This is a genomic window from Nonomuraea sp. 10N515B (assembly GCF_052245915.1).
Taxonomy (GTDB): domain Bacteria; phylum Actinomycetota; class Actinomycetes; order Streptosporangiales; family Streptosporangiaceae; genus Nonomuraea.
On record NZ_JBQQBQ010000032.1, the window covers coordinates 83,602 to 104,945 of the forward strand.

20 protein-coding genes are annotated in these 21,344 nt (G+C 70.2%); 10 read left to right on the forward strand and 10 right to left on the reverse strand.

The features are described 5' to 3' along the window. Nucleotides 1–3: 3 nt before the first annotated feature. The 4 genes from ACTWQA_RS36280 (at nucleotide 4) to ACTWQA_RS36295 (ending at nucleotide 3,687) form a co-directional block, all read left to right on the forward strand. Nucleotides 4–786 carry a GNAT family N-acetyltransferase gene (locus ACTWQA_RS36280; protein WP_443163482.1) on the forward strand — a complete coding sequence of 261 codons (783 nt, stop codon included), beginning with the start codon at nucleotides 4–6 and terminating at the stop codon, nucleotides 784–786. A gap of 65 nt (nucleotides 787–851) precedes the next feature. Beyond that, nucleotides 852–2,288, forward strand: a complete 1,437-nt coding sequence (locus tag ACTWQA_RS36285) for an Nramp family divalent metal transporter (RefSeq protein WP_443163483.1) — start codon at nucleotides 852–854, stop codon at nucleotides 2,286–2,288. Between the two features lie 33 nt (nucleotides 2,289–2,321). After that, the gene (locus ACTWQA_RS36290; protein WP_443163484.1) at nucleotides 2,322–2,675 is read left to right on the forward strand and encodes a VOC family protein; all 354 of its coding nucleotides are present in this window, start codon (nucleotides 2,322–2,324) and stop codon (nucleotides 2,673–2,675) included. A gap of 55 nt (nucleotides 2,676–2,730) precedes the next feature. Continuing rightward, nucleotides 2,731–3,687, forward strand: a complete 957-nt coding sequence (locus ACTWQA_RS36295; protein WP_443163485.1) for a helix-turn-helix transcriptional regulator — start codon at nucleotides 2,731–2,733, stop codon at nucleotides 3,685–3,687. A 17-nt stretch (nucleotides 3,688–3,704) separates the two neighbouring features. Here the strand turns inward: ACTWQA_RS36295 and ACTWQA_RS36300 are convergent, their stop codons facing one another. The 3 genes from ACTWQA_RS36300 to ACTWQA_RS36310 are packed head-to-tail and all read right to left on the reverse strand — an operon-like array spanning nucleotide 3,705 to nucleotide 7,437. Next, complete coding sequence (locus ACTWQA_RS36300) at nucleotides 3,705–5,249, reverse strand: AMP-binding protein (RefSeq protein WP_443163486.1); 1,545 nt, start codon at nucleotides 5,247–5,249, stop codon at nucleotides 3,705–3,707. After that, the gene (locus ACTWQA_RS36305) at nucleotides 5,249–6,274 is read right to left on the reverse strand and encodes an acyl-CoA dehydrogenase family protein (RefSeq protein ID WP_443163487.1); all 1,026 of its coding nucleotides are present in this window, start codon (nucleotides 6,272–6,274) and stop codon (nucleotides 5,249–5,251) included. Before ACTWQA_RS36305 ends, ACTWQA_RS36300 begins: the two co-directional genes overlap by 1 nt. Continuing rightward, nucleotides 6,271–7,437, reverse strand: coding sequence for an acyl-CoA dehydrogenase family protein (locus tag ACTWQA_RS36310; protein WP_443163488.1), 1,167 nt, complete (start codon nucleotides 7,435–7,437; stop codon nucleotides 6,271–6,273). Before ACTWQA_RS36310 ends, ACTWQA_RS36305 begins: the two co-directional genes overlap by 4 nt. A 300-nt stretch (nucleotides 7,438–7,737) precedes the next feature. On the opposite strand from ACTWQA_RS36310, the gene ACTWQA_RS36315 reads away from it, so the two are divergent. After that, nucleotides 7,738–8,337 carry a TetR/AcrR family transcriptional regulator gene (locus ACTWQA_RS36315; protein WP_443163489.1) on the forward strand — a complete coding sequence of 200 codons (600 nt, stop codon included), beginning with the start codon at nucleotides 7,738–7,740 and terminating at the stop codon, nucleotides 8,335–8,337. Nucleotides 8,338–8,401: 64 nt separating this feature from the next. Beyond that, nucleotides 8,402–9,376, forward strand: a complete 975-nt coding sequence (locus ACTWQA_RS36320) for an AurF N-oxygenase family protein (RefSeq protein WP_443163490.1) — start codon at nucleotides 8,402–8,404, stop codon at nucleotides 9,374–9,376. Nucleotides 9,377–9,382: 6 nt separating this feature from the next. On the opposite strand, the gene ACTWQA_RS36325 is transcribed toward ACTWQA_RS36320, so the two are convergent. Beyond that, nucleotides 9,383–10,147, reverse strand: coding sequence for a class I SAM-dependent methyltransferase (locus tag ACTWQA_RS36325; protein WP_443163491.1), 765 nt, complete (start codon nucleotides 10,145–10,147; stop codon nucleotides 9,383–9,385). An 83-nt stretch (nucleotides 10,148–10,230) separates the two neighbouring features. On the opposite strand from ACTWQA_RS36325, the gene ACTWQA_RS36330 reads away from it, so the two are divergent. Then, nucleotides 10,231–10,956, forward strand: a complete 726-nt coding sequence (locus ACTWQA_RS36330) for a copper resistance CopC family protein (protein WP_443163492.1) — start codon at nucleotides 10,231–10,233, stop codon at nucleotides 10,954–10,956. Then, on the forward strand, nucleotides 10,953–11,984 hold the full coding sequence (locus ACTWQA_RS36335) for a copper resistance D family protein (RefSeq protein ID WP_443163493.1): 1,032 nt from the start codon (nucleotides 10,953–10,955) through the stop codon (nucleotides 11,982–11,984). Before ACTWQA_RS36330 ends, ACTWQA_RS36335 begins: the two co-directional genes overlap by 4 nt. Here ACTWQA_RS36335 and ACTWQA_RS36340 read toward each other — a convergent pair. Genes ACTWQA_RS36340 through ACTWQA_RS36350 form a run of 3 tightly spaced genes read right to left on the reverse strand, consistent with a single transcriptional unit; the run spans nucleotide 11,942 to nucleotide 15,306 of the window. Further along, nucleotides 11,942–13,120, reverse strand: coding sequence for a hypothetical protein (locus ACTWQA_RS36340; RefSeq protein ID WP_443163494.1), 1,179 nt, complete (start codon nucleotides 13,118–13,120; stop codon nucleotides 11,942–11,944). The two genes, ACTWQA_RS36335 and ACTWQA_RS36340, sit on opposite strands and share 43 nt — an antisense overlap. 48 nt (nucleotides 13,121–13,168) lie before the next feature. Beyond that, the gene (locus ACTWQA_RS36345; protein WP_443163495.1) at nucleotides 13,169–13,963 is read right to left on the reverse strand and encodes a class I SAM-dependent methyltransferase; all 795 of its coding nucleotides are present in this window, start codon (nucleotides 13,961–13,963) and stop codon (nucleotides 13,169–13,171) included. 59 nt (nucleotides 13,964–14,022) lie between these two features. Continuing rightward, entirely contained in the window at nucleotides 14,023–15,306 is a 1,284-nt protein-coding gene (locus ACTWQA_RS36350; RefSeq protein ID WP_443163496.1) for a cytochrome P450, read from the reverse strand. A gap of 171 nt (nucleotides 15,307–15,477) precedes the next feature. On the opposite strand from ACTWQA_RS36350, the gene ACTWQA_RS36355 reads away from it, so the two are divergent. Next, nucleotides 15,478–18,162 carry an alpha/beta fold hydrolase gene (locus tag ACTWQA_RS36355; RefSeq protein ID WP_443163497.1) on the forward strand — a complete coding sequence of 895 codons (2,685 nt, stop codon included), beginning with the start codon at nucleotides 15,478–15,480 and terminating at the stop codon, nucleotides 18,160–18,162. Continuing rightward, a complete protein-coding gene (locus ACTWQA_RS36360) occupies nucleotides 18,159–19,007 on the forward strand; it encodes an ABC transporter permease (RefSeq protein WP_443163498.1) in 849 nt (282 codons plus the stop codon). Before ACTWQA_RS36355 ends, ACTWQA_RS36360 begins: the two co-directional genes overlap by 4 nt. Here the strand turns inward: ACTWQA_RS36360 and ACTWQA_RS36365 are convergent. Genes ACTWQA_RS36365 through ACTWQA_RS36375 form a run of 3 tightly spaced genes read right to left on the reverse strand, consistent with a single transcriptional unit; the run spans nucleotide 19,000 to nucleotide 21,330 of the window. Beyond that, nucleotides 19,000–20,103, reverse strand: coding sequence for a serine hydrolase domain-containing protein (locus ACTWQA_RS36365; protein ID WP_443163499.1), 1,104 nt, complete (start codon nucleotides 20,101–20,103; stop codon nucleotides 19,000–19,002). The genes ACTWQA_RS36360 and ACTWQA_RS36365 overlap by 8 nt on opposite strands. A gap of 55 nt (nucleotides 20,104–20,158) precedes the next feature. Then, nucleotides 20,159–20,590 (reverse strand): response regulator transcription factor, encoded by a 432-nt coding sequence (locus tag ACTWQA_RS36370; RefSeq protein ID WP_443163500.1) that lies wholly within the window; start codon nucleotides 20,588–20,590, stop codon nucleotides 20,159–20,161. Next, entirely contained in the window at nucleotides 20,587–21,330 is a 744-nt protein-coding gene (locus ACTWQA_RS36375; protein WP_443163501.1) for a sensor histidine kinase, read from the reverse strand. Before ACTWQA_RS36375 ends, ACTWQA_RS36370 begins: the two co-directional genes overlap by 4 nt. Nucleotides 21,331–21,344 lie beyond the last annotated feature (14 nt).

Sequence of the window (21,344 nt, forward strand, 5' to 3'; positions counted from 1 at the left end):
GGCATGAGCAGGCAGAGCAGCGAGGAAGCGGCGGCCAAGGCCGGCGTGGTCGTCAGGGAGTTGCGGGAGATCGACGAGTTCCGCGAGGCCTACCGGCTCTTCGACCAGATCTGGCATCCGGATCCGCACAACGCACCCGCCCCCGTGGACCTGATGATCGGGTTCGCGCACACGGGCAACTACGTGGCCGGCGCCTTCGACGGGAGCACGCTCGCCGGCGCGTCCGTCGGGTTCCTGGCCGCCGGGCAGGCGTTGCACTCGCACGTGACCGGCGCCCTCATGGGCCGGGGCATCGGCTACGCGTTGAAGCTGCACCAGCGGGACTGGTGCCTGGAGCACGGGCTGAAGAAGATCACATGGACGTTCGACCCGCTCGTACGGAGAAACGCCAGGTTCAACCTCGTCAAGCTGGGCGCCATGCCGAAGACGTACCTGGAGGACTTCTACGGGGCGATGGCGGATGCGATCAACGAGGGTGACGCCTCCGACCGGCTGCTCGCAGTGTGGCAGGTGGCCCAGGACGATCATGGCCCGGGTGACCTCCAGGTCGAGACCCTGCCCGTCCTGCTGGACTGCGAGGGTGAGTGGCCCGTCGTGAGAGGGGTGCAGGGGGACGTGGTTCTGGTGGGGACGCCACACGACATCGAGGCATTGCGGCGGGCGAATCCGGCGGCCGCGAGGGAATGGCGGACGGCAGTGCGAACCGTGCTCGGCGGCCTGATGGGCGGGGGTGGACGCGTGGTGGGATTCACGGACCGCGGACAGTACATAGTGGTGGTTAACTAGCTATTCCACCAGTGTTTCGGGTCTCTGTAATGTGACGGATAGGTAAGTCGAACAAGGAGATCCGCATGGCGGAGTTCACCCCCACTGTTCCTGCGCGTGTCCTGCCCCCCGTCACCCTTCGCGACCTGCCCGACCCGCCCTCCTCGAAGTGGCGCATCATCGGCCCCGGTCTGGTGGGCGCCGGGGTGGGGCTGGCGTCGGGCGAATTCATCCTCTGGCCTTACATCGCCTCCCAGGTCGGGCTCATCTTCGTCTGGGGAGCCGCGATCGGCATCATCACCCAGTGGTTCCTCAACATGGAGATCGAGCGCTACACGCTGGCCACCGGCGAGACCGCGCTGACCGGTTTCAGCCGGATGTGGCGGCACTGGGGACTCGTCTTCGTGCTGATGACACTCGCCTCCAACCTGTGGCCGGGATGGGTGACCAGCTCGGCGACCATGGTGACCTACCTGACCGGCTCCAACGCGAGCAGCGTCCGGTGGATCGCCATCGGCATGCTCATCGTGATCGCGCTCGGACTGACACTGGCGCCGGTGATCTACACGGCGCTGGAACGGGTGATCTTCGTGAAGATCGGACTGGTCGCGACGCTGATCGTGGTCGCGATCATTTTCGCGATCAACGCCGACAGCTGGGTCGAGCTCGGCAAGGGGCTCACCGTCGGGGCCAGGTTCCCGGTGCCGCCGCTGGACTTCGCGCTGCTGATGGGCGCCATCGCCTACGCCGGCGCGGGCGGCGGCCAGAACCTGTGCCAGAGCAACTGGATCCGTGACAAGGGCTTCGGCATGGGCGCGTACGTGCCGCGCCTGGTCAGCCCCGTGACCGGGCAGGAGGAAGCGGCCGCGTCCACCGGGTTCCAGTTCGCGCCCACCAAGGAGAACCTGGCGCGGTGGCGGCAGTGGTGGCGCTTCGCGAACGTCGAGCAGGCGTGGACCTTCGCGATGGTGTCGTTCGTGACGATCGCGCTCATGTCGATGCTGGCCTACTCCACCGTCTTCGGCAAGGAAGGGCTGGCCAACAGCATCGGCTTCCTGAAGGTCGAGGGCGAGGCGCTGCAGAGCCTCGTCGGTCCCTGGTTCGGGGTGCTGTTCTGGCTGATCGGGGCGCTGGCCCTGTTCGCCTCGGCCATGGGCATCGTCGACTACACCTCGCGGCTGGCCTCCGACACGATCAAGACGGTCTACCTGCGCGACAAGCCGGCGTCCGTGAACACGATCTACTTCTACACCGTCTGGGCGATGGTGCTGATCGGCATCGGGATCCTGCTGCTGGGCTTCGACCAGCCGCTGATCCTGCTGGTCTTCTCGGCGTCCTTCGCGGCCGTGATGATGTTCGTGTACTCGATCCTGCTGATCATCCTCAACCGGCGGGCGCTGCCCGACGCCATCAAGGTGCGCTCGTTCCGGCTGGGGGCGCTGATCTGGTCGGTGGCCTTCTTCGGCACGCTGACCGTGATCGTCGGCATCCAGCAGGCGCAGCGGTTGTTCGGCGGGTCGTGACGGTTCGCTGACCCGCGAGCGTATTGTGGTCAGATGATCAATGGAGCGCATCTGATCATGTACAGCCGGGACGCGGATGCCGATCGCACGTTCCTCCGCGACGTGCTCGGCTATCCGAACGTCGACGCGGGCGGCGGCTGGCTGATCTTCAAGCTGCCGCCCGCCGAGGTCGCCGTGCATCCCACGGACACGGCCGAGACCCATGAGCTCTATCTGATGTGCGACGACCTGAAGCGCACGATGGAGGAGCTCCGGGCCAAGGGGGTGGAGTTCGCCGATCCGGTCAGCGACCAGGGGTGGGGACTGCTCACGGCGATCACGCTGCCCGGAGGCGGGCGGCTCGGGCTGTACGAGCCACGCCACCAGACGGCCCACGACCTGAGCTGACGAGCTCTACGAATGCGGAAGGAATCTTTCCGCATGAGCAGGCAGACTGGGTGCCATGCTGGAAACCTCGGCCCGCCTGCTCAAACTGCTCTCCCTCCTCCAAGCGCACCGCGAGTGGTCCGGCCCCGCGTTGTCGGCCAAGCTCGGGGTCTCGACCAGGACGATCCGCAACGACATCGAGCGGCTGCGCTCGCTGGGATACCCCGTGCACGCCACGCCGGGCGTCGCGGGCGGCTACCGGCTGGGCGCGGGGGCCGCGCTGCCGCCACTGCTGCTCGACGACGAGGAGGCCGTGGCGGTCGCGGTCGGGCTCGGCAGGGCTGCGGGCGGCGGCGTCGAGGGCATCGAGGAGACCTCGCTCCGCGCACTCGCCAAGCTGGAGCAGGTGCTGCCGAACCGGCTGCGCCGCCGGGTCAACGCGCTCAACACCTACACCGTGCAGATCGCCCGCAGCGGCCCGTCGGTGCACCCGGAGGTGCTGACCACGATCGCGAACGCGGCCCGCGACCACGAGCGGCTGCGTTTCGACTACACGGGCCACGACGGCGAGACCACCATGCGCAACGTCGACCCCTACCGTCTGGTGCACCGGCGCGGCCGCTGGTATCTCGTGGGATACGACGTCGAGCGGCGGGACTGGCGGACGTTCCGGGTGGACCGGGTGTTCCTTCGCACGCCGGGCGGGCCCCGGTTCATCCCCCGCGAGCTGCCGGAGAACGGCGACGTGGCGGCGTACGTGGAGAAAGGCGTCAACACGGCCATGTGGCGTTACCGCGGCACCGTGCTGGTGCACGCCCCGGCCGACCAGCTCACCGCGCTGCCGCTCGGGCTGGAGGTGGAGCCGGTCGACGACTCGTCCTGCCTGCTCAAGCTGGGCGGTGACGACCTGAACGGCATGGCCGTGTGGATCGGGTTCATCGGCGTGGACTTCGAGGTGCTCGACCCGCCGGAGCTGGCCGAGCACGTGCTGCGGCTGTCGGAGCGCTACAGGCGGGCGGTCAGCGGCCGGTAAGGCCTGTCGACCCGCTCCTATCCGGGCGACGGCGAGCGGCCGGTGTTCTCCGCGAGGTAGTCGGCACGCACCTTCGAGCGGGACAGCTTGCCGGTGGGCGTGCGCGGCAGCCGCGGGCGGTATTCGACCACCTTCGGGTGCTTGAACCTGGCGATGCGGGGCCCGCAGTGCTCCAGCAGCTCGGCGGTGAGCTCGGGCCCCGGCTCGACGCCTTCGGCGGGCTGCACGAGCGCGACCACGTTGTGGCCCCACTCCTCGTCGGGCACCCCGATGACGGCCACGTCGGCCACCGCGGGGTGCTCGAGCAGGGCCGCCTCGATCTCGGCGGGGTAGATGTTCACCCCGCCGGAGACGATCAGGTCCGTGCGCCGGTCGCACAGGAACAGGTAGCCGTCCGCGTCCAGGTAGCCGATGTCGCCTGGGGCGTACCACTCCCCGCGCATGCTGGCGGCCGTCTTCTCCGGGTCCTTGCGGTATTCGAACGTGCCCAGGCTGGACTTGACGTAGATCATGCCGGGCTCACCGGGTGGGAGCTCCTCGCCCGACTCGTCGAGGATCCTGACCTCGAACGTGGGCGCGGGCCGCCCCACGGTGCCCGGCCTGGCCAGCCACTCCTGGGGCTTGACGGCGAACGCGATCGTCGACTCGGTCGAGCCGTAGTACTCGTAGAGCACCGGCCCCCACCAGTCCATGATCCGCTGCTTGACCGCGACCGGGCAGGCGGCGGCGGTGTGGATCACCTGGCGCAGGCTGGACACGTCGTACTTGCTCCGGACGTCCTCCGGAAGCTGCAGCATGCGGTGGAACATGGTCGGCACCATCATCGCGTTGGACACCCGGTGCCGTTCGATGAGCTCAAGGATGGTCACCGGGTCGAACCGCGGCGCGATCACCACGGTGTGCCCGAAGTGCAGCGCGAACTGGGTGTGCGCGCACGGCGAGGAGTGGTACATCGGCGAGGTCACCAGGTGGACCTCCTCCCCCGGCTTGAGGTCCACGACCTCGCCGAGGAACCACGTGTACAGCGGCACGATCGCCTCCGGCGGGGCGCCGGGCAGCGGCCGCTGCACGCCCTTGGGGAAGCCGGTGGTGCCCGAGGTGTACCACATGACCGCCCCGGAGGTGCGGTCCGCCGGGGCGTCCTCGGGCTGCCCCTCGGCCAGCTCCGCCGTGCCGGTCTCCTCGGTCACGACGACCTTGGCCCCGCAGTCCTGAAGGATGTACGCCACCTCGGACGGGGTCAGGTGCCAGTTGATCGGCACGTAGTAGAGGCCGATCTGCCCGGTCGCCATCAGCATGACCACCGCGTCGATCCCGTTGGGCAGCACTCCCGCCACCACGTCGCCGGTGCCGAGCCCGCGGGCCCTGAGGCCGTGCGAGACCTGGTTGACCCGGGCGAGCAGCTGCCCGTACGTGGTGTGCGTGCCGTCGGTGTCGATCAGGGCGAGGCGGTCGGGGTCGGCGGCGGCGATGGCATAGAAGCCCGGAGTCTCGTCAGCGTCTGATCGCCGAGCTCCGCTCGGAGAGCTGTGATGGATGTCCTCGCTCCGCTGCGGATCCATCACAGCACCTCCAGCAGCTCGGCCAGACGGGCGCGGTGGATTCGGGGCGGGCCCATCAGCACTTCGTCGGCCTTGGCCCGTTTGTAGAACAGGTGCGCGTCGTGCTCCCAGGTGAAGCCGATGCCGCCGTGCAGCAGCAGGTGGTCGCGGGCCACCTCGAAGCACGCGCGGCCAACGTACGCCTGGGCGAGCGCGGCGGCACCGGGCAGCTCGGCAGGTGACTCGTCGGCTGCCCAGGCCGCGTACCTGACGATGGACTCGGCCTGTTCGAGCTTGCAGTGCATGTCGGCGAGCTTGTGCTTGACGCCCTGATAAGAGCCGATATAGCGGCCGAAGGCCAAGCGGATCTTGGCGTACGCGACGATGGCGTCCAGCGCCGCCCGCATCACACCGAGCTGCTCGGCCGCCAGCGCCACGCACAGGCGGTCGCCGATACCGGTCTCCGGCGGCGGCCCCAGCACCCGGCACGGCGCGCCGTCCATGACCACCTCGGCCTGGCCGCGCGTGATGTCGAGCGTCTCCAGGTCGGTCCTGGTGACGCCGGGCCCGGCCAGGTCCACGGCGACCATCACGGTGCCGTCGGCACTTCGCGCGGGCGCCACCAGCACGTCGGCCTCCATGCCGCTGAGGACCTGAGTCAGCCTCCCGCGCACGGCAACGCCGTCGTAGGCGATCTCTTCACCGGAGAGTGTGGCCGCGATCCGGCCCTCGGCGATGCCGGTCAGCAACTCCTTGTCGGGCACCCTGGTCAGGGCGATCGCCGCGAACGTCGTGGCGAGGAACGGTCCGGGGAGCAGGGCCGCGCCGGTCTCCTCCAGCGCGACGGCCAGCTCGGTCAGGCCCGCGCCGGCGCCGCCGTATTCCTCGGGAACGATCAGGCCCGACAGGCCGAGCTCGCCGTTGAGCCGGGCGTACACCTGCGGATCATAACCCTGGCGGACCTTGGGCAGCGGCGAGGCCGCGCGCAGGAAGGACCGCACGGACTCGCGCAGCTGCTGCTGCTCGTGGCTGAGTGTGAGCTTCACGCCTGCGTCCCCACCTTCAGGTCCTTGAACGGCACGGTCTTGTCCACGCGGGGCTCGGGCGGCAGGCCGAGCACCCGGTCACCCACGATGTTGCGCATGATCTCGTTGGTGCCGCCGCCCAGGGCCAGGCCCGGAGCAAGAGAGATCGCCTGGGCGAGCGGATGATCGGCCAGCACCGACTCGGGCCCGACCAGTTGCGTGGCGAGGTCGGCCTGGAACAGCGTCAGCTCGGCCAGCAGCAGCTTGGCCGCGCTGCCGCGGGCGCCGGGGAAGAGCCCTGCCTCGGTCTCCTGGGCCAGGCGCTGGTTGAACAGCGCGAGCGCGCGGCTGCGGATGTGCAGCTCGACGAGCTGGTCGCGGACCAGCGGATCGCTGGTGTCCACGGCCTGGCGCAGCGCTTCGAGCGAGGCCGGGTTGTCCTTCTGCCCGCCCATGCCGACGCCGGCCGAGATCGACAGCCGCTCGTGCAACAGGGTCGTGACGGCCACGCTCCAGCCGTCGTCAACTTCGCCCACGCGATTTTCATCCGGGATCGTGACGTTGTCGAAGAAGACTTCATTGAAATTGGCTCTGCCCGACATGTCCTTGAGCGGCCTGACCGTCACGCCCGGGTGGTGCATGTCCACCACGAACATGGTGAGCCCCTTGTGCTTGGGCACGTCCACGTCGGTGCGGGCGAGCAGCAGACCCCAGTCGGCGTGGTGGGCGACGGAGGTCCACACCTTCTGGCCGTTGACGACCCACTGGTCTCCGTCGCGGACCGCCCTGGTCTGCAGGCTGGCCACGTCGCTGCCCGCGCCCGGTTCGGAGAACAGCTGGCACCAGATCTCCTCGCCGCGCAGCAGCGGCCTGAGGAAACGCTCGCGTTGCGCGTCGGTGCCCCGGTCCACCAGCGTCGGGCCGGTCATGCCGAGGCCGATCGAGAAGACGTACGTGGGGAGGGTGAAGTCGCGTGCCTCGACGGCGAACGCCCGCTCCTCCGCCTGCGTCAGCCCCTGGCCGCCCCAGCGTTTCGGCCAGGTGATGCCCGAATAACCGGCGTCGTAGAGCTTGGCCATGAAGTGCTTGGCCCGCGCGATGCCGTCCCCTTCAGCGGATTCGTCCGTCGGGGTGTTGTCCTGGAGCCAGGCCCTGGCGGCGCGCCGATACTCAGCAAGGTCCACGTCGCCTCCTTGGTATCAGTGTCCACTTACTCTAATCAGACGACCACAACACGCATAGAGCAGTGTTCTGTCTGCTTCACCCGGCTGGACGCCGCACGCAACCGCGACGCCCGATTCGTGCTGCGAATGCCGACCGGAAAGGACTGACGGGGCCCCAGAGCGGGTAATGAAAGGTTTTCGATGGTGTCACTACCATGATCACCATGAAGACCAGAAGGAGGAGCGGACCAGCCGCAACAGAGGCGCTCGACGCCCGGTTTGTCCCACAAAAGCAATGATCAGACGCAAGAGTTACTCACAGTGACATCAGGTTTCAGCCGATTAAGGCGTGAGGATCTTCTCAAGACGGCCTGCGAGGTGATCGCGGAGCAGGGGTTCGGTCATACCAGGACCATCGACATCGCCAGGGCCGCCGGCGTCAGTCAGGCCTTGCTTTTCTATCATTTCGAGAACAAGGAACGGCTGTTCGCGCAGGCCTTCACGTACGCGGCCCGCCTTCACATGAACGCGCTCGACGACGTCGAACACTCCACGGGCACCCCGCTCGAACGGCTGGTCTCCCTGCTCAGGCTCTGCTCCCCCGCCATCCCCTCGGAGGGCTGGCGACTGTGGATCGACGCGTGGGCGGAGGCGATGCGCAGCCCGGAACTGGAGGAGATCTCGCGGCGCATCGACACGCGGGGCCGCCTGCTGCTGCGCGCGATCATCGAGGCCGGGGTCGAGCGCGGCGAGTTCGACTGCGCGGACCCCGACGGGACGGCGTGGCGGATCTTCGCGCTCATCGACGGGTTCGCGATTCAGACCCACGTGCACCCCAAGGCGCTGTCGCGGCGCCGGGTCAACGTGCTCATCCGCGAGTCCGCGGCGAACGAGCTGGGGGTGTCGCCGGAAAAGCTGTGACACCACTCTTCCCGAGTTATTGGACACTTCGTACAATTACTTGGCGAGGAGAGGAGTGCGCGTGATGACACCTGCACCGAGCTCTACCACCGCGCGGGAGCGCGACGAGCGGGTTGCGAGCCGCAGCGCCTACGAAGCGGTCATCGAACGCCTCTCGAAGGCGTCGGTCGACAAACACTGGGAGCCGTACCGGGACATCCCGTGGGACGACCCGGAGTTCCTGGTGGACCCCGCCGACCCGCGGTGGGAGCTGCCCGGCGTGGACAAGCTGGGCGGCCATCCCTGGTATCGCAGCCGTCCCCCCGAGGTGCGCGCCGCGATCGGACTGTGGCGGGTGGCCACCGCCATGAAGGTCGGGCTGCAGTTCGAAAACCTGCTCAAGCGCGGCCTGCTCAACTACGCTTACCGGCTGCCGAACGGGTCGCCGGAGTTCCGGTACGTCTACCACGAGACCATCGAAGAGGGACATCACGGGATGATGTTCCAGGAGTTCGTGAACCGTACCGGTCTGCCGATCCGCGGCATGCCCGGGCCGCTGTCGGCGGTCGCCCAGGTTGCGCCATGGATCCCGCTGATCTCGACCGAGCTGTTCTTCGTGTTCGTGCTCGGCGGCGAGGACCCGATCGACCACGTGCAGCGCAAGGTCCTGAAGGACGGGCGGGCGCACCACCCGCTCGAAGAGACGATCATGCGCATCCACATCGCGGAGGAGGCCAGGCACATCTCGTTCGCCCGGCACTACCTGCGTAACCGGGTGCCCCGGATGCCCGCCTCTCGGCGTCTCATGCTCGGCATCGCCGCGCCGATCGTCCTCGGGGTGATGGCCCGCATCATGCTGTCGCCTCCGATGGCGATGATCAGGCACTTCAGGATCCCCTCGAACGTGGTGTCCGAGGTCTACCTGCGCAATGCGGCCGCCAAGGACGAGATCCGCGACTCGGTCGGCAAGACGCGGGAGCTGTGCGCCGAGCTCGGGCTGGTCAACGCCGTCACCCGGCGGATCTGGCGGGCCATGGGCATCTGGGCGGACCCGCGCTGACCGGCCTCAGGCGGGGGCGCGCCTGGCGGTGAGAACCTCTGTCTCCGTCACGTACTCCCACCTGCCTGAGGGGGTGCTCGCCAGCAGCGCCTCCCTCGCCGCGTCGGTGAACGCCTCCAGCCGGTCGCCGAGGCGGGCGGGGGCGCTGTAGGAGTAGGACAGCTGCAGGCCGATCACGGCGTCCAGATCGTAGACGAGGCGGCGTTCGTACACGGTCGAGCGCAGGTCCGGGAAGGGTGAGGTCGCCAGCACGTCATCGTGGTGCTCGCCGGTCGCCTGGTGCGAGTTCGTGGCCGTCATCGCGCCCAGGCCGAACTCCTCGCGTACCCGCCGCATCACGGGCTCCCACGGCTCCTCGCCAGGGTCGCGGGTCGGGCCGACGAGCGCCACGACGCCGTCCGGCGGGAGCAGCTCGTCCAGTTCGGCCAGCACCGTGCGGCGGTCCATCCAATGGAACGACCTGCCCATGACGACGTGGTCGAACGGCGGAAACTCGCGCAGCATCGTCGAGTCGCCGCGCAGCCAGCGGATGTTGGGCGCGTCCGCGGCCAGGCGCCTGCCCTCCGCCAGCATCTCCTCGTCCGGGTCGACGGCGGTGACCTCGCGGACGTGGCGGGCCAGCGGGATCGCCACCGTTCCTGGACCGCAGCCGAGGTCCAGCACGCTGCTGTCCCGGCCGAACGTGGTGGCGAGGTGCTTGATGGCCTCCTCGCCGTAGTCGGCCCGGTATCTGGCGTAGTACGGCGCCGCGCCGCCGAACAGGTCCGGCATGGATGGCACCATATACGGGTTCGGGACATGTCCGATGTCCTTGACGCGTTCGGTTCTGAAGTTCGACGGAAGGCTTCAAGCTCTTGAGGCGGCTACTTACGGTCCTGCTGCTCGCTTGCGCCGCGGTGGGGGTCCTCCCGCCGGCGGCGCAGGCGCACAACGTGCTGATCGGCAGCGATCCCAAGGACGGGGCCACGCTGACGGCCTCGCCCGAGCGGGTGACGCTGGTGTTCGACCAGGCGGTGCGGCAGGGGTACGCGCAGGTCGGCGTGACGGGGGCGGATGGGTCCGCGTGGGCCGACGGGGCGGCCGTGGTCGCCGCCGAGCGGGTGTCGGTGAAGGTCAAGCCGTTGCCGGCCGGAGGGCCGTACGTGGTGGGCTATCGGATCCTGTCGGCCGACGGGCATCCGGTGACCGGGAAGATCACCTTCAACCTGGCCGCGGAGTCCGCCGGTCAGCCGGCCCAGAGCACCAGCCCGGACGCCGCCGGTCAGCCGGCCCAGGCCTCCAGCGCCGCCGCCGCGCCCGGAGCCGCCGCCCAGGAGAGCGCCCCAGGCTCCAGCGCGGACGCCGCCGAGGCGGCGGCGAACGGCGGGGCGGGGATGGCCGTGGTGTGGATCGTGGGCGCGCTGCTGGTGCTGGCCGCAGGCACGGCCGTGGCCCTCCGCCGCGCCCCCTCAGCCCCCACCGGCCCGGTGAGCGCTCGCGGTGCGACGACGGCCGAACCGGCTGCCGAGCAGCGGCCGGCGGCCGAGGCGTCTGGCAGCGAGGTCGTGCACGTGCCCGGGGACGAAGGGGCGCGGTCGTGACGGTCAGCGCTCCGCCGCTCCCCCGGCGAGACGCCGGCGGGCGGCTGGTTGCCGGCGGGTTCGGGGTGTGCGCGGTCGTCGCAGCCGTGGCGGCGAGCTCGTTCACGGGTCAGGAGGCGGTGCCCGGCATTCCGCTGCCAGGTCCCATCGTGTCCTTCGGGCTGCCGATCGTCCGGGTCCTGCTCGACGTGGCCGCCGTGGCGGTGGTCGGATTGAGTCTGCTGCCCAAGCTGCTCGGCTTCGATGACCCGGAGCGCACGGAGCCGGTGCTGCTCAGGGTGCGGCCGCTGGCTGTGATGGCCGCCTGGGCGTGGGCGATCTGCGCACTGCTCACGATCGTGTTCCAGACGGCCGAGCTCAATCCGGGCGGCGTGCCGACGTTCGGGATGATCGCCGCATATGTCGGCGATGTCGGCACAGGTCAGGGGCTGCTGTTCAGCGCGGCCTGTGCCCTGGCGGCGGCCGGCATCGGGCTCATGGCGGTGCGGTTCGGCGAGAAGGTGCCGGCCGAGCTGCGGGTGATCGTGGCGTTGTTCGGGCTGCTGCCCATACCGGTCACCGGACACGCCGTGAACTCGGTCTGGCACGACCCCCTCATGGTCTCGATGGAGATCCACGTGATGGGTGCGGCGGCGTGGACGGGCGGGCTGGTGGCGACGGCCGTGTTCGTGGCGCCGCACAAGGAGCTCCTGGCCGCGGTGCTGCCGAAGTTCTCCAGGATGGCGACGGTGTGCCTGCTCCTGGTCGGTCTGTCGGGTTTGATCACCGGGCTGGGCACGATGGCGCTGACGCCGGGCGTCACGTTGCCCGGCGCGATCGTGACCAGCCCGTACGGGGTGCTGGTCGTGGTCAAGACGCTGCTCATGGCGTCGCTGGTGCCACTGGCCGCGCACATCCGCTTCCGGCTGCTGCCTGCCGTACGCCACGGCAGGGCCACCGCCCTGGTGGGGTGGGCGGCGGCCGAGGTGTCGGTGATGGGCCTGGCTTACGGGGTGGCGGTGGCGATCACGCGGGCCTCCATCGCCTGACGGCCGCGTCTCCCGGCGATCCACTCGACCGCCAGCCAGGCGGCGAGCAGGCCGAGCCCGGCCCAGACGGCGGACGACGTGGCCAGGGGAGGTGCGCCCAGCAGCCCGTCCTGGCCCTTGATGGCGCCGTACACCGGGCCCATGATCGCGCTCTGCGCCGCCAGTGCGCCGTACGCGGCCGCGGTCGCGCCGGCGGTCCCCAGCACGGCGCGCGCCACCGGCACCCGTACCAGGAAGGCGAGGTCCACCAGGAGACCGGCCACGACCAGGAAGAACGGCACCGCCGACGGCGGGAACCCGGTGAAGGTCAGGAGCGGCCAGATCAGCGTCCTGAAGCCCACGTAGCCGGCGGCGACGAGGGTGGCCGCGCCGAATCTGCCGATGAGTAACCGCGCCACCACCAGCACCGACAGGCCGGCCACCACCGCGAAGACCGGGTAGAGGAAGTCCGGCACGGGCAGGGCGAACCCGGTCATCATCGTCCGGTCCACCGGCCGCCCCATCTGGTCGGCGGCGAACTGGAGCAGGATCGGCTCGGCGTAGACGGCCTTGTTGTCCCAGGCGCCGATCGACAGGATGCCGTATTCCTGATGCTGCTCGGGGAAGTGCACGTTTTCCAGGAAGAAGGCGAAGAACGCCCCCAGCACGACCGTGCGTTCCCTGCCCGGAGGGGCTCCCATGAACCAGCCGCGGATCACGCCGGCGATCATGAAGAACGTTCCAAGATACAGCATGATGTGCGACGGGCTCCACGAGGTGATGTCGAGCCCGTTGACGCGGTGGTTGATCAGGTCGAGGGGGACCGCGACGAGGAAGATCCCGGTGCCCCACTGGATCGTCCTGAGCGCCACCTTGTCCACGCCGTAGCCGGTGTAGCCGTGGACGATCGTCAGCGCGAGGGCGAGGGCCGTGCCGGCGGAGTTGAGCAGGTGCGGCGGGGCGAGGTCGTCACGCAGCCACTTGAAGTGCCACGAGACGTCCCAGGCCGAGCCGAGCACCTTGAGCGTGAACGCCGCCAGCCAGCCGAAGTAGAGCACCCTGAACAGATCCTGCGGCGTCTCGCGCCCCGCCTGGCCTCGGGTCCAGTAGGGCAAGGCCCACTCTGCGGCCTTCTTGAACGATGCTGGAGACTTCACGGGAAGGAATCTTACGGTCATCGCCGGGGCGGGATCGCAAGGACCGCGTCAGGCAGGGGCGGCGGCGCGCAACGAGTACATCAGCGGGATCTTGGGAGCGCCTTCCGGCAGGCGGTAGCCGGTGCCGTCGTTCGACAGCGTGGCGTAGCGGCGGAAGAGCGTGTGGTCGTGCTCATGCACGAACTCCACGCGCAGGCCGGCCGCCGCCACCGCGCTGACGACCTCGCCGAGGCCGTGCTGGAACTGCACGGAGGTCCGGTGCTCGCTCAGTTCGCCACCGGTGTAGGTGTACGGCTCGTCCCAGACGTGCGGGCCGCTGGCGAAGTAGTCGTGGGTGACTTTGGTGCCGGTCTCGTCGTCAAGAATGTCGGCGAATGGATGGAATTCGGCGAGATAGAGGAACCCGTCCGGGTTGAGCAGGGCGGCGACCGTTTCGGCCCACCGGGTGAGGTCGGGCAGCCACACCAGGGCGCCGATGCCGGTGTAGACGATGTCGTAGGTCTCGCCGAGCGCCTCGGCCGCGTCGTACACGTCGGCGGTGACGAACCTCGCCCGGATGCCGCCCTCGGCCGCGATCCGCCTTGCGTGGTGGATGGCGTCGGACGAGAAGTCGAGCCCGGTCACCTCGGCGCCGAGCCTGGCCCAGGAGAGCGTGTCCAGGCCGAGGTGGCACTGCAGGTGCGCCAGGCGGCGGCCGGACACGTCGCCCACCTCCGCGACCTCGAACGGCCTCAGGACGCTCCGGCCGCTCGCCTTGAAGCCCTCGACGTCGTAGAAGTCACTGGCGACGTGGATCGGGACGCGTGCGTTCCAGTTGGCCCGGTTCGTCGTCAAGTAGTCCATGACGCACGAGCCTAGGGGCGGGCTTGATCGTGCCGCATTCGCTTTTCGGCCGGCAGGTTCTATGGGCGGCTCGGTGAGGGGCGCCTGGTGAGGCGTACGGGGAGGTGCTTGAGGCCGTTCTGGAAGTTCGACGTGAGCCTTTGCGGGCTGCCCGCGAGCTCGACATCCCAAGCGAGCAGTTCCCTGAAGATCGAGCGCATCTGGGCGCGGGCCAGGTGGGCGCCGATGCAGAAGTGCGGGCCGAAGCCGAAGCTGACGTGGTCGTTCGGGGTGCGGGCGATGTCGAAGCGGTCGGGATCGGGGAAGACGGACGGGTCGCGGTTCGCGGAGATGTGGTAGACGACCACCTTGTCACCCGCGCGGATGTCGCGGCCGCCGAGGGTGAGGTCGCGCGTGGCCGTGCGGCGGAAGTGCATGACCGGCGGCCAGAAGCGGAGCATCTCCTCGATGGCGGAGTCGAGCAGGGAGGGGTCGTCGCGCAGGCGGGCCAGCTCGGCCGGGTGCTGGAGAAGCGTGAGGAGGCCGCCGGGGATGCCGTTGCGGACGGTCTCGTTGCCCGCGACGGCGAAGAGGGAGAACATGTTCTCGAATTCCTCTACGGTCAGCCCGCCCTTCATCATGGCGGCCATGAGGGACTCGTCGTCGACGGGAGCCTCGGCGAGGTCGTGCGCATAGGCGAACACGTCGGCCAGCGCCGCCTTGGAACGCGGATTCGTCCCAGGCTCGAGCCGGGGACGCAGCGCGACGGCGCGGCGGCCCATCGGGGTGAGGGACTCCGCTTCGGCTGTCGAAAGGTCCGCGTGGTCGGCGTCCTGGTAGCCGATGACCCGCGACGCCCAGTCGTACAGCAGTCGCCTGTCCTGCTCCGGGAAGCCCATGACGTGGGCCAGCGTCCACACGGGCAGATCGGCGGTCACCTCCACGAAGTCGCACTCGCCCTCCGCGAACAGCGCCGCCGCGCGTTCGGCGATCGCCCGCTCCAGCGCCCGCACGGCGCGCGGCGTGAAGGCCGCCGCCACGATCTTGCGCAGCCTGGCATGGCCGGGCGCGTCCATGTTGACCATCATGTTCTGAACGAAGGCCAGGTCAGCGGGGGTGTCGAAGTCGCGGAGCTGGGTGGCGCCGAGGTGGGAGGAGAAGTCTTCCGTGCTCCGCAGGACCTGCTTGACGTCGGCGTGCTTGAAGACGGCCCAGTAACCCGGACCCTCACGCCATGGGCCGATGGCGGGCTCGGGGATCCAGCAGACGGGGGCCTCCCGCCTCAGGTGGGCTAACAAGTCGTACGGCACGGCTTTCGCGTAGGTGGACGGCAGGAACGCCTCCACTGCGGGCTGGACCGTCACTTGAGCTCCTTACCTCGTCGGGCATACGCCAAGATCGCGTCCTCCGCGTACGATATTGACCTTTCCGTAGCTCTCAGGCAAGCGCCCATGGGTCATCCACAGGCGGCGCGGCCCGAGGGCGGCGAGCCCCGTCTCAGGGATCTCTCAGGTGCCGTAAGTAAGCTCCTCGTCATGAAGCGTGTGGCCGCGCTGGTAGCGGCACTCGCCCTCATCGGGGTGACGACGTGGCTGGTGTGGCCGTCGGCTCCTGAGGTGCGGGCCCAGGACCAGAAGATAACCGTCGTCGACGGACCCGCCGACGACCAACGGGTGGAGCTCGATACGACGTTCTTCCCGCCGTCAGGGGGCGGGAAGGCGCCTGCCGTGCTGATCGGCCACGGTTTCGGCGGAAGCAAGCAGAGCGTCAGGCAGCAGGCGATGCGGGTCGCCCAGGACGGCTACGCGGTGCTGACCTGGTCGGCGCGCGGATTCGGCCGCTCGACCGGCGAGATCGCGCTCAACTCCCCCGACTACGAGGTCAAGGACGTCAAGCAGCTGATCGACTGGCTCGCCAAGCGTCCGGAGGTCCTGCTGGACGCCTCGGGCGACCCGCGCGTGGGCATCGTGGGCGGCTCGTACGGCGGCTCCATCGCCCTGATGACGGCGGCCCACGACCAGCGGGTCGACGCGATCGTGCCGCAGATCACCTGGTCCGACCTGGCCGACGCCCTCTTCCCCAACGCAGCCGTCCAGCCCCCCGCCGCCACAGACCAGGACACCTCCGGCGCGGCCTCCGCCCCGAGCCCGGCCGGTGCCACGGCGAACGGCCTGGGGCAGCCGGAGAGCGGCGTGTTCAAGCGCATGTGGGCGGGCATCTTCTTCGGCCAGGGCGTCTCGCTGGAGAGCTTCGCGCTGCAGGGGCAGCGGCAGGCGGCCGGGCCGCTGACGCCCCAGCAGGCGCGCTGCGGCAGGTTCCTGCCTGCGATCTGCGACATTTACCAGCAGGTCGCCAAGGACGGTAAGGCCACACCGGAGGCCGTCGCCCTGCTGCGCAAGTCGAGCCCGATCACCGTGGCCGGCCAGATCAAGGCGCCGACGCTGCTCCTGCAGGGCCAGCGCGACTCGTTGTTCCCGCTCAGCCACGCCGACGCCAACGCCAAGGCGATCGCCGCCGCCGGCACCCCGGTCAGCCTGGCGTGGTTCGACGGCGGGCACGACGGCGGCAACGGCGAGGCCGACTGGCTCTTCGAGCAGTCCTCGGCCTGGTTCGCCCGCTATCTGAAGGGTGACGGCTCGGCTCAGACGGCGCCACCGGTCAGCGCGTTCACGGTGACGCGCGACGGCGGGCGCGACCCCGGCACCCGCCAGCGCATCCGGCTGCACCCGGAAGCCGCCTCCTACCCCGGCCTCGCCGGCACCGACACCACGACGGTGGAGCTGAGCGGCCCCGAGCAGAGCATCGTCAACCCGCCCGGCGGCGCCCCGGCCTCGATCTCGACGGTGCCGGGCATCGGCGGCCTGCTGGGCGGCCAGAACACCGCCGGCATCTCGATCGACATGCCCGGCCAGAGCGCCGCCTTCGACTCGCGGCCCCTCACGGCCCCGCTCCAGCTCACCGGCACCACCACAGCCAAGATCAAAGTGTCGGGCAAGGGCGAGGCGACGCTGTTCGCGAAGCTGTACGACGTGGCCGACACCGCCACTCAGCCACCGACGTTGCCCGCCGGGCTGGTGGCGCCGATCCGCGTGACGATCCCGGAGGGCGCGGGCAGCGTGGAGGCCACGATCACCCTGCCCGCCGTGGACCACCGCTTCGCCGTCGGCCACCGGCTCCGCCTGGTGGTGACCACCACGGACATGGGGTTCGCCACTCCTGCCGAGCCCGCCGCCTACCAGGTGTCGCTGGCCTCCCCCGCCCTCGCCGTGCCCACGGTGCGCACGCTCGCCGCCCCGCCGTCCGGGGTCGCGTGGTGGGTGTGGGCGATGCCGCTGGCCGCCGTGGTGATCGCCGCCGCGTTGCTGGCGACCGGCCGCGCCTCGACCCTCGCGCCGGCGGGCGCCGGGGTGCGCCGCAGGGCCGTGCCCGCCGCCGTCACCGGCCGAAGCGCCGACGACGGCCCGGCCGAACCGGGCGGCGAGCCGGTGCCGCTGGAGATCAGCGGGCTGACGAAGGCGTACAGGAACGGGGAGCTGGCCGTGGACGGCCTGTCGTTCCGGGTCGAGAAGGGCCAGGTGCTGGGCCTGCTCGGGCCGAACGGCGCAGGCAAGACGACCACGATGCGGATGATGATGGGCCTCATCCGGCCGGACGACGGTGAGGTCCGGATCTTCGGCGACCGGGTGACGCCGGGGGCGCCGGTGCTCTCCAGGCTCGGGTCGTTCGTCGAGGGCCCCGGGTTCCTGCCGCACCTGTCGGGGCGGGACAACATCGAGCTCTACTGGGCCGCCACCGGCCGCCCGGCCGCCGACGCCCATTTCGACGAGGCGCTGGAGATCGCGGGCCTGGGCAAGGCGCTGGAACGTGCCGTACGCACCTACTCCCAGGGCATGCGGCAGCGGCTGGCCATCGCGCAGGCCATGCTCGGCCTGCCGGACCTGCTCGTGCTCGACGAGCCCACGAACGGTCTCGACCCACCCCAGATCAGGGAGATGCGCGAGGTGCTCAAGCGCTACGCGCGGGACGGCCGTACCGTGATCGTCTCCAGTCACATGCTCGCCGAGGTGGAGCAGACCTGCAGCCACGTCGTCGTCATGCACCGGGGCCGGCTGGTCTCCAGCGGGCCCGTGTCGCGGCTACTCACCTCTGCCGCCACCGGCAACGGGCACGGGCCGCGGCTGGAAGACGTGTTCCTCGACCTCATTGGAGACAAGTCATGACCGCCGCGCCGGGCTACGCGCCCCGCCGCACGCTGCCGCTGCGGGTGGAGATCATCAGGCAGTTCAAGCGGCGGCGGACGATGGTCATGTTCGGCCTGCTGCTGGCGCTGCCGTGGATCCTGGTGATCGCGTTCCAGTTCGGGCCGCAGTCCAGCGGGCAGCAGCAGGCAGCGCTGCGCATCTCCGACCTGGCGACCGAGAGCGGACTCAACTTCTCCGCGTTCGCCCTGTCAGTGTCGGCCAGCTTCCTGCTGGTGGTGGCGGTCGCCCTGTTCTGCGGCGACACCGTGGCCAGCGAGGCCAACTGGTCGTCGCTGCGCTATCTGCTGGCCGCCCCGATCCCCCGGGACCGGCTGCTGCGGCAGAAGCTGATCGTGGCGCTGGGCTACTCGGCGGCGTCCGTGATCTGCCTGCCGCTGATGGCGCTGCTGGCGGGCACGCTGGCGTTCGGGTGGAACGACATCCAGGTGCCCGGCACGGGTGAGACGATTCCGGCGTTCGACGTGCTGCCACGCTTCGGCATCGTGATCGGGTACGCGCTGGTCAGCCAGCTCGTGGTGGCCGCGCTGGCGTTCTTCATCTCGACCGTCACCGACTCCCCGCTGGGCGCGGTCGGCGGGGCGGTCGGGCTCTGGATCGTCTGCAACATCCTGCAGGCGGTCGAGGCGCTGGGAGCGCTGCGCGAGTTCCTGCCCACGTTCTGGAACACCGCCTGGGTCGACGCCCTGGCGCCGGAGCTGGACTGGAGCGGCATGGCCAAGGGGGCTTCGGTGTCGATCACGTACGCGGCCATCCTCATCGCCGTGGCCTTCCGCCGTTTCCGCCGCAAGGACGTGGTCAGTTAGCCGCGGCGAGGCCGCCGTAGGCGGCCAGGACGATGCCCAAGCCGCGTTCGTCGCCGAGGCCGCCCTGGTCGACCATATGGTTCATCACGTAGGCCACCGTCATCCGGGCGTCGAAGTCGATGAAGACCAGAGAGCCGCCCCATCCGCCCCAGAAGCAGGCCCGTTGGCCGCCGTAGATGCCGTAGCCCATGCCGTAGCGCATGCGGGCGCCCAGATACCGGTCCACGCCGTAGTGCTGCGCCTCCAAGGCGCGCTCGCAGCCGGACGGGGACGACAGGCGCACGCCGTTGACGGTGCCCGCGCAGGCCAGGACGGACTGGATGGCGGCGACCGAGCGGGCGTTGCCATGTCCGTTGACCGCCGGGATCTCGGCGCGCCGCCAGGCGGCGGTGTTCGCGTCCGCGGCCCGGATCTCGGGGCCGGGCGGTGTGTCAGGGCGGGCGGCGCCGGGCGGGTCCGCGGGCGGGATGACCGGGGCGACGCGGTGGTCGTCCTCCGGGGGCAGGCCGATGTGGAAGTCGGCGCCCAGCGGTCCGGCCACCTCCTCGGCCAGGAACGTGCCCAGCGTGCGCCCGGTGATACGGCGGACCACCTCTCCGATGAGGTATCCCTGCGTGACCGCGTGGTAGCCGCTCTCGGTGCCCGGCTCCCAGAGCGGCGGCTGAGCGGCCAGCCGTGCCGTGGTCTTCTCCCAGTCGTAGAGGTCCTCGACCGTCGTCCCCGCATCGAAGCCCGGCAGGCCCGCGGTGTGGGAGAGGACGTGCCGGACCTGCACGCGCTCTTTGCCCGCGGCGGCGAATTCGGGCCAGTACGCGGCCACCGGGGCGGTCAGGTCGAGCTCGCCGCGGTCGGCGAGGATCAGCGCGCACAACGCGGTCATGGTCTTGGTGGTGGACCAGACGTTGGTGATGGTGTCACGCTGCCATGGGACGGTGCGACCGGCGTCGGCGTAGCCGCCCCAGAGGTCGACGACCGGCTCGCCGTCCACGTAGACCGCCGCCGAGGCGCCCACGTCGTCGCCGCCGTCCAGGGAGGCGGCCAGCATCTCGCGCACCTCGTGGAACCGGGCCTCACATGTGCCCTGGATGTCCGCCATGGCACGGAACCTAGCCCCGCCGAGCGCGCGGGGGCCACGCATTTACCGGCGCCGGCTAGGAGATGTGGTTGCCGACCGTCTTGGGCGCCAGCGACAGCCGGGCCCCGATGGAGGCGTTGCCGTGGCCGGCGGCGATCAGGCCGAGCACTTCCCGCTCCCGCGGCGTGAGCTCAGGGAAAGGCTCGCCCGCGGGCCCCGCACACATGGCCGCGAACACGGACTCATCGTCCTCATACATCGTCAGCATCAGCACTGCCACGCCCGGCGCGGCCGCGGCCACCTCCCTGGCGGCGTCGATGCCTGACATTTCCGGCATCTGGATGTCGAGGACGAGGACGTCCGGTGCCAGCACGACCGTCGCCCGCACCGCTTCGCGTCCGCTGGACGCGGTCCCCGCCCCCTCCATGCCCGGCACCGTGGACAGCAGCGCCGCGAGCCCGTCGCGTACCACGGGATGGTCGTCGGCGATCAAGACGCGCACGCTCATGATGCCACCACCCGCGCCAGCGGCAGCAGTGCCACCACCCGTCCGCCGCCGTCCCGCGGACCGGCCTGGCAGGTGCCGCCGAGTTCCTCGGCGCGCTCCCGCATGGACCGCAGGCCCACCCCCGGCCGCCACACGCCGCCACCCGCGCCGTAGTCACTCACCTCGACACGGAGACGGTCCCCGAGTGTGAAGTCGACGCGGGCGGTCGTGGCGCGGGCGTGCCGGGCGATGTTGTTCAGCGCCTCCGTGACGATGCGGTACGCGGTGACCTCCACGGCGGCGGGCAGCGCGGCCAGGTCGCGGGAAGCCCGGATGCTGACGTCGAGCGACAACCGTCCGGCCTGCCGCCGCAGCGCGCCCACCAGGCCGAGGTCGTCGAGTGCGGGCGGGCGCAGGCCGTACACCAGCCGCCTGATGTCCTCGATGGCCGACGTCACCTCGGCACGCAGCCTCAGGAGCAGTTCCTTGGCGCGGGCGGGGTCGTCGGCGAGCACGTTCCCGGCCGCGTCGGCCTGGTACACCACGCCGGTGAGGGTGGGGCCGAGCCCGTCGTGCAGGTCGCGGCGGAGCCTGCGGCGTTCGTCCTCGCGGGCCACCACGATGTGCTCGCGGATCCGCTGCCGCTCCTCGGACAGGCCGGTGGCGTGCACGGCCACCGCCAGTGGCACGGCCAGCAGCTCCAGGACCCGGGCGTCGGCCACGGAGATCGCCTTCTCCCCCGGCCGCAGGCCGATGATCAACTCGCCTACACGGT